The organism is Brevibacterium sanguinis, assembly GCF_039528855.1.
GTDB classification, from domain to species: domain Bacteria; phylum Actinomycetota; class Actinomycetes; order Actinomycetales; family Brevibacteriaceae; genus Brevibacterium; species Brevibacterium sanguinis.
This window is the reverse complement of the sequence record NZ_BAAAMB010000010.1, coordinates 60805-68005: the sequence shown is the minus strand read 5'-3', so window position 1 is coordinate 68005 and position 7201 is coordinate 60805. Positions and strand designations below refer to the sequence as shown.

Below are 7201 nucleotides of genomic sequence, written 5' to 3'. Positions count from 1 at the left end.
GCGCCATCGGCCTCGGCATCGGCATCGACTACCCGGCCGTGCCGCTGCCGCCGATGCGCGGCCTGACCTGGACGACGGTGGCCGCCGAGGACTTCGGCGTCGTCACCCCGGCCGGCCGGCCGCTGCCGTCACCGGGCGAGCTCGCCGAGGCGGACTGGATCCTGCCGCCGGCGACCGATCTCTTCGGTCGGGCGATGCGGCTGGCCACCTCGGCGATGGGGATCGAGGCGAAGGAGAGTCACATCGTCACCGACACCGCCGTCGCCCTCGCGCTCGCCGGTACCGGACTCGGCCTCACGCTCGCGACCCCGATCATGATGTCCCTCGGCGGACCCGACGTCGCCCTCAACCCCGTCACCGGGGCCGGCGGCCGGGAGATCATCGTGCTCACAGTCCCCTCCCCGAGCGCGCCGGTGGCCGCCGTCGCCGAGGTGGTCGCCGAGGTCTTCGCATGAGCGGGCCGGAGCGGTCGCGCCTCGCAGCGGACCGGGCCGCTGCCTTGAGACCGCTACAGTGAGGAGCCATGGACAGTTCACCCCGCGACCCGCACGGCAGAATCGATGTGCACGGCGCCGGCGGCTCGTCTCACGGCACCGACGGTGACGCGCTCGACCCCGTGATCGAGGCGATCGGCCCGCGGCTGCGGGAGACCCGGACCGCGCGGGGACTGACCCTCGCCGAGGTGGCCGAGCAGATGGGTGCGTCCGTGAGCACGCTCTCCCGCCTCGAATCGGGACGGCGGCGGCCCACCCTCGACCTGCTCATCGCGCTCGCCCGCATCTATCGGGTCGCCCTCGACGACCTCGTCGGAGCCCCGTCGACCGGCGACCCGCGGATCCGCCCGACCCCGATCCGCGCTCACGGCATGGTGTTCCTGCCGCTGACCAACCGGAATGCGCCGGTCGAGGCCGTCAAGATCGTCCTGCCCGGGCACCGGCCGGGGGAGCCGATCACGCAGCGAGCGCACGGCGGGTACGAATGGCTCTACGTGCTCAGCGGAACCGTCGACCTCAAACTCGGGGCCACGGTGACCACTCTGGCCACGGGGGAGGCCGCCGAATTCGACACGCGGGAACCGCACGGGATCGCCAGTGCGACCACCTCGGCGGCGGAGGTGCTCACCCTCTTCTCCGCCGAGGGAGAGCGCATCCACGTGGGCCTAGACTGAGGCGATGAGCTTCGATCACCAGTGGAACCGCATCCGCGCGAACAACCCCGACCATTCGGCGAACTACGCCCAGCGCTGGCGCAACCTCGTCGATGCCGGCCATGACATCGGGGGAGAGGCGCGCTTCGTCGATGCAATGGCGCCCCGCGGCGGACGCATCCTCGACGCCGGCTGCGGCACCGGTCGTGTCGGCGGTCTGCTCATCGGCGCCGGGCACACGGTCTACGGCGTCGACCTCGACGAATTCCTCATCGCCGTCGCCGAGGAGGACTTCCCGAGCGGCGAGTGGCACACCGGCGACCTCGCCGACTTCGACTTCGCCGCCGCCGGGATCACGGACATCGACGTCACGGTGTGCGCCGGCAACGTGCTCTCCTTCCTCGACCCCGCCTCACGTCGGCAGACCCTGGGCAACCTCAAATCCACGCTCAAGCACGGCGGCCGCCTCGTCTCCGGGTTCGGTGCGGGCCGCGGCTACGACTTCGCCGACTTCATCGCCGACATCGAGGCAACAGGCATGATCGTCAGCCTCAAGCTCTCGACGTGGGAGATCCACCCCTTCGAGCCCGACAGCGGCTTCCTCGTGCTCATCGCCGAGCGCCCGTAGGTCCCGCTGCCGGTTTCTCCACCACTGCCGGTCCGCAGTTGGCCTGCCGCTCCGCGATTGTTCGCCGCGCTGCGTGACTGAGCGCTCCAGCGAGGTGGATTCCGCTCGAATCTTCGGTGTTACTCAAGCCGGATCCACCTCGCTGGGAAGCACGCCACTGTGCGCCAGTCACCTCGCTGGGTCGGTCACTGCGCTTCGCTGATGCTGTGTCCTCAACCGTCGAGCTGCCTGCGCACCGCAGCCTGTTGACCACAGGCGACGTTGCTCGATAGCGTCGAAGCGGAGAGGAATGTCGATGACTCGACTGCTGATGGTGATTCTGCTGGCGCTGGCCGGTCTGTGCTTCGTCCTCGCGACGCTTCCTGCCGGTTCCGGGTATGCGCTCTGGCTGTGGGCTCTGGGCATCTTCCTGCTCATCGTCGCCCTCGTCATCGCCGTTCGGCGCGTCCGGCGCGATGCCCCGCGCGACTGAGCGCGACTGACCGCCGGTGCGCCAGACGCAGCCCACCCGGATGAGCGCTCGGACTCGTCAAACCACGGTGATCGTGATTGGGTGGAGACACGGCCGATCGGCCCAGGCGACCGTGCCTGCAACCCGGTGCGGTCGGACCACCGTCACCACGCGCAGAGGAGAATCATGATCTTCATCGTCGTCAAGTTCGACGTCAAGCCCGAGAACGCGGAGTCCTTCCCCGAGGTGGTGCGCGACTTCACCGAGGCGACCCGCGCCGAACCCGGCAACCTCTGGTTCGAATGGTCGCGCAGCCTCGAGAAGCCCAACGAGTACGTCCTGCTCGAAGCGTTCACCGACGACGGCGCCGAGCCGCATGTCAACAGCGATCACTTCGCCGCCGCGCTCGAATCGATGCGCCCGCTGCTCGCCTCGACGCCGAAGATCGTCTCCCGCAAACTCGACGGCGACGGCTGGGACGAGATGGGCGAACTCGTCATCGACTGACGAGGTCAGCTCAGCGATCGAGTTCGCTCAGCGCCTCCTCGGCGCGGGCGAGCCGATCGGCTCGCGGCATCTCCCACCACTTCTCGCCCCGCTCGCCGAGGCCTTGTTTGGCCACGCCGACGCGCTCTCGAGCCGCCCGCAGCGCTGAGTCGTCGGCTGCCGTCTTCGCCGCCCGCACCGCGTTGCGAGCCCGCCCGAGGTGGCTCTTCAGCTGCTCGACGAGAGCGTCGGGAAGTGCGGGATCGGTGCGCCGCCACCGGCGTCCGCGCACGACGAGCCACTTCTCGTCATCCGTGTACCCCTCCGCATCCGTCACGATCGCAGTCTAAGCCGCTCAGCCTTAGCCGCTCGCACGCTTCACCGCGCCCAGGCTGGCTACACTGACACCATGGCGACGCGAGCACAGAACATCGAGTCCATCGAGAAGGCCCTCGGCGAGCCCTGGTCGCAGACCCGGCAGCGGCTTGAGAAGGCCGGGGGCAAGGACGCGAGCCACAAGGAACTCGCCGACGCGCTCTACCCGCAGTTCGACGGCCTCGTCGACAATCACGGCTGGTGGGTCCAGGGTGCCGTCGTCGCCTACGAGCAGGAGATCGGCCGCCGGGTTCCCGGCCAGCGCGCCGACGGCACCTTCGACGTCGCCGTCTCCCGCACCGTGACCGGACAGCGCGGAGACGTCATCGACCGCTTCGCCGCCCTCGTCGACGGCTCACTGGGCGGAGTCGCTATTGCCGGTGAGCCCCGTCCGTCGACGACGGCGAAGCGCTCGTTCTGGCGGGCCGACCTCGCCGACGGGACGAAGATCGAAGCCGCCGCTGAACCGAAGGACGACGAGCGCACGCGTCTCACCCTCACCGCCTCGAAGCTGCCGAGCGCCGAGGCGCTCGAGGAGTGGCGCGCCCACCTCAAGGACCTCGTCGCCGAGGTCTGAGACGTCAGCCCGGAATGATCGGGTTCCACGTCCCGAGCACCAGCGCCGAGGCGACCGCGATGACGGCGACGACAACGGCGAGGACGAGGACGACCGCATCAGCGGTGCCGAACGTCGAGCGCCTGCGCCACGTCCTACCCGGCCGCCCGAACGCCCGCCCCTCCATCGCCATCGCCAGGGTCGTGCCGCGGCGGATCGACTGGACGAGGAGCACGAAGATGCCTGCGAAGAGACTGCGGGTGCGCCGCAGCACCGACCCGCCGGCGAGTCCTCTGGCCCGTCTGGCCATCGACAGGGTCTGCCATTCGAGGACGAGGAGTCCGAGCAGGCGACTGGCCGCGAGGATCGAGATGACGACGGTCTCGGGCAGACGCAGATGCTGGACGAGGGCATCGGAGAGGTCCCTGGGATCGATCGTCGAGGCGAGGACGACGAGCGGGATCGCCAGGGCCAGGGCGCGCACGAAGATCGCCGCCGCGGATTCGAGGGAGCCGGTCGTCATGAGGATCGGACCGACGTCGACGACGGTGGCCCCCGTCTTCTCGGCGAGGATCGCCGTGCCCCACGCGGCGAGGAGCGCGCCGACCGGCAGGAACCACAGCCGTGTGAGCGCCGCCTTGAGGTCGAGGCCGGTCAGCGGCAGGGCGAGGAGTGAGAAGCCGAGGATGATTCCCGCGGAGACGACGTCGATGCTCAGCAGCGCTCCGACCATGAGGATGAGCGCGACAGCGATCTTCGTCAGCGGGTTGCAGCGCACGAGCGCCGTGCGGCGCACCACCGGGATGAGCTGACCCGGATCCTCGACGGTGACGCGCTCACGGGTCAGGGTCGTCCGCTCACTCAACGCGCTCACCCCGCAGAGGCTGGGCGGCCGTGCCGAGGGTGAAGCGGCGGGCTCCGATCGCGTCGAGGAAGTCGAGGTCGTGGCTGACGGCGACGACCGCGCTGCCGTGGTCGAGGACGTCGAGGAACAGTGCGACGAGTCCCGCCCACGTCAGCGCGTCCTGCCCGAACGTCGGCTCATCGACGATGAGGACCTGGGGGCGCGGAGCGATCATCGCCGCCACCGACAGGCGGCGCTTCTCCCCGCCGGAGAGACCCTGCGGGTGGGCCTCGGCGATGTCGGACAGCCCCAGAGTCTCGAGCAGGTCGGTCACCCGAGCGTCGACCTCGGCCGCCGACCAGCCGGCCAGTCGCGGACCGAGGGCGAGTTCCTCGGCGACGCTGGGCTTGAGGAACTGATGCTCGGGTTCCTGGAAGACCATGCCGATGCGCGGGGCGAGGAACTTCGAGGGCCAGGTGAACGGCCGCGCCTCCTTCGCCCCGGCGGCAAGCGGCCCCGCTGCGCGCACCTCACCGGAGAACTCGGGGATGAGGCCGGCCAGGGTCAGTGCCGTCGTCGACTTCCCGGCCCCGTTGGCGCCGACGATGCCGAGCGCCTCACCCGCCCGCACCTCGAGGTCGAGATCGGTCGCCGCGGGCACGGCCGCCCGCGGCCGGGCGACGCCCAGACGCTCGCCGACGAGCACAGGGGACCCGGGTCGGTCCTGCGCTCCGGTTCTGCCGGGCACTGTCCAGCGGTCGGGGGCGGTGCGGGACCCGGATTCGGGCAGCCAGATCCCGGTGGCCCTGAGCACCTCGGCGAGTGCGGGGTCACCGAAGACCTCGTCCGGGGTGCCGTGGGCGACGACGCCGGCGCGGCCGAGGACGATGACGGTGTCGACGTCGTCGCTCCACAGGCTCACCCGGTGCTCGACGACGATCATCGTCGCCGCAGTGGACTCCTGGACCGTGAGGACGGCATCGCGGACCGCCCTCGCCGAGGCGGGGTCGATGTTGGCCGTCGGCTCGTCGAGGACGATGACCTCGGGTGCCATCGCATGGATCCCGGCCAGCGCGAGGCGCTGCTTCTGGCCCCCGGACAGCGCCGCGGTGGGGTGGGACTGGGGAAGGTCGAGTCCCATGGCGGCCAGGGAGGCGTCGATCCGCGCGTCGACCACCTCGGCGGGCAGACCGAGGTTCTCCATCCCGAACGCGACGTCGTCACCGATGCGGGAGAAGATCACCTGCGAATCGGGGTCCTGGAGGACGAGCCCGGTGACGCCTCGGCGAGGGTCGGGTGCGGCGTCGCCGACGAGGAGCTCACCGCCTGACTCCCCGGCCTCGGTGGGCAGGACCCCGGCGATCGCATGGAGGAGCGTCGACTTCCCCGCCCCCGACGGTCCCAGGAGGAGAACCTTCTCACCTGGGGCGATGTCGAGGTCGACGGGGCCGACGGCGAGGCTGTCCCGATCGGCGTGCCGCCACGAGTATCCGTGGGCGCGGATCGGCAGGCCCATCAGCGCACGCGGCCGGAGGCGAAGGAGCTCAGCGCCCCGGTCTTCGCGATCGCACGGTACGCGTACCAGGCGCCGATGCCGGAGATGACGACGCCGGAGATCATCGCGCACACCGCGTAGGCGAGCTGGAAGTCGAACTGCCATTCGGCGTTGTAGAGGATGTTCTCGCTCACGGCCATGAAGGCCGCGGCGACGAGTCCGGACAGCGCGGTCACCCACAGGGTGAACTTCCGGTAGCCGAAGGCGGCGAAGACGAGTTCGGCGCCGAGGCCCTGGAGGAAGCCCGACAGCAGCACGGTCGCCCCGAAGTGGGAGCCGAGGACGCCTTCGACGGCGGCGGCGAGGAGTTCGCACAGCAGCGCGGCACCGGGTTTGCGGATGATCGCCCCGGCGAGCGGTCCGGCGAGCACCCAGAGGCCGGCGATGAGGCCGATCGAGGGCGGGAAGGCCTGGAAGGCGAGCTCGATGCCCTTCCAGCTGGCGGCGAGCACCCAGAAGATCAGGCCCACGGCGATGCCGAGGACCGCGGTGACGACGTAGTCGACGACCCGCCACTTCTTCGTCGGCGGGGCCTGGGTGAATGCCGGTGCCGTCGTCGAGCGGGAACCGGGCGTGGTCGTGTTCGGCATAGCGCCTCCTCGTGTCTCAAGGAGGGGTAGAAGAGTCTCGACTTCCTTCGGCGGTGCTAGCCGCATCAGGTTCGAGGGTCTGCAGCGTCATCTGCACTCTCAGCGCCCTTGGCGGCGCTCCCCTGTCGTGTGCGCTCCACTGTACAACACCTGACGATCCCCGGCACCGCACGTCCGCGGGGCCGGGGATCGGGTGCGTGCGGGACTCAGGCCGGGACGACCATGACCGGACCCTCGGCATGGTGGAGGACCCCGCGGGAGACCGATCCGAGCAGCGCGGACTTCACGGCCCCGCGGCCCCGGGTGCCGAGGACGGTGAGCTGCGCGGTCTTCGTCGCCGCGGACAGCAGCACCGTGGCATCGCCGATGAGCGCCGAGGTGGACACCTGGAGACCGGGGAACTGACTGCGCAGCTCTTCGGCGTCCTTGTCGAGTTCGGCTTCGATCTGCTGCTGCCGGCGGTCGGCGACGTCACCGCCGAGTTCGAGCTCCGGGTACCAGTAGAGCCATTCCTCCCCGGCCGGCAGCACCGTGACGATCTCGAGGTCGGCTTTGCGCGAAGCGGGCGC

At 70.3% G+C, this 7201-nt stretch carries 11 protein-coding genes and 1 riboswitch; of the genes, 6 read left to right on the top strand and 5 right to left on the bottom strand.

The features are described from left to right. From ABD154_RS12285 to ABD154_RS12265, 5 genes are all read left to right on the top strand, one after another. A partial coding sequence (locus ABD154_RS12285; protein WP_344251370.1) for a LysR substrate-binding domain-containing protein occupies positions 1-455 on the top strand: 455 nt, incomplete at its 5' end. Between the two features lie 68 nt (positions 456-523). Continuing rightward, positions 524-1168: a helix-turn-helix domain-containing protein gene (locus ABD154_RS12280; protein ID WP_344251369.1), complete on the top strand. Its 645-nt coding sequence runs from the start codon at positions 524-526 to the stop codon at positions 1166-1168. Positions 1169-1172: 4 nt separating this feature from the next. Continuing rightward, complete coding sequence (locus tag ABD154_RS12275; RefSeq protein WP_344251368.1) at positions 1173-1775, top strand: class I SAM-dependent methyltransferase; 603 nt, start codon at positions 1173-1175, stop codon at positions 1773-1775. Between the two features lie 295 nt (positions 1776-2070). Next, complete coding sequence (locus ABD154_RS12270) at positions 2071-2247, top strand: hypothetical protein (RefSeq protein WP_344251367.1); 177 nt, start codon at positions 2071-2073, stop codon at positions 2245-2247. A gap of 165 nt (positions 2248-2412) precedes the next feature. Beyond that, the gene (locus ABD154_RS12265) at positions 2413-2733 is read left to right on the top strand and encodes a putative quinol monooxygenase (protein ID WP_344251366.1); all 321 of its coding nucleotides are present in this window, start codon (positions 2413-2415) and stop codon (positions 2731-2733) included. Between the two features lie 10 nt (positions 2734-2743). On the opposite strand, the gene ABD154_RS12260 is transcribed toward ABD154_RS12265, so the two are convergent. Next, positions 2744-3052, bottom strand: a complete 309-nt coding sequence (locus tag ABD154_RS12260; RefSeq protein WP_425546733.1) for a biopolymer transporter Tol — start codon at positions 3050-3052, stop codon at positions 2744-2746. A 69-nt stretch (positions 3053-3121) separates the two neighbouring features. Here ABD154_RS12260 and ABD154_RS12255 point away from each other — a divergent pair, with 69 nt between their 5' ends. Beyond that, a complete protein-coding gene (locus ABD154_RS12255; RefSeq protein WP_344251364.1) occupies positions 3122-3664 on the top strand; it encodes a hypothetical protein in 543 nt (180 codons plus the stop codon). A 4-nt stretch (positions 3665-3668) separates the two neighbouring features. Here the strand turns inward: ABD154_RS12255 and ABD154_RS12250 are convergent, their stop codons facing one another. From ABD154_RS12250 to ABD154_RS12235, 4 genes are all read right to left on the bottom strand, one after another. Further along, positions 3669-4517 carry an energy-coupling factor transporter transmembrane component T family protein gene (locus ABD154_RS12250; protein ID WP_344251363.1) on the bottom strand — a complete coding sequence of 283 codons (849 nt, stop codon included), beginning with the start codon at positions 4515-4517 and terminating at the stop codon, positions 3669-3671. Continuing rightward, on the bottom strand, positions 4501-6003 hold the full coding sequence (locus ABD154_RS12245) for an ABC transporter ATP-binding protein (RefSeq protein ID WP_344251362.1): 1503 nt from the start codon (positions 6001-6003) through the stop codon (positions 4501-4503). The genes ABD154_RS12250 and ABD154_RS12245 overlap by 17 nt, the downstream gene beginning before the upstream one ends. Continuing rightward, positions 6003-6632 carry an ECF transporter S component gene (locus ABD154_RS12240; RefSeq protein WP_137825335.1) on the bottom strand — a complete coding sequence of 210 codons (630 nt, stop codon included), beginning with the start codon at positions 6630-6632 and terminating at the stop codon, positions 6003-6005. The genes ABD154_RS12245 and ABD154_RS12240 overlap by 1 nt, the downstream gene beginning before the upstream one ends. Before the next feature lie 25 nt (positions 6633-6657). After that, positions 6658-6766: riboswitch (TPP riboswitch) on the bottom strand. Positions 6767-6838: 72 nt separating this feature from the next. Beyond that, positions 6839-7201: universal stress protein (locus ABD154_RS12235; RefSeq protein ID WP_344251361.1), on the bottom strand; the 363-nt coding region annotated here is incomplete at its 5' end.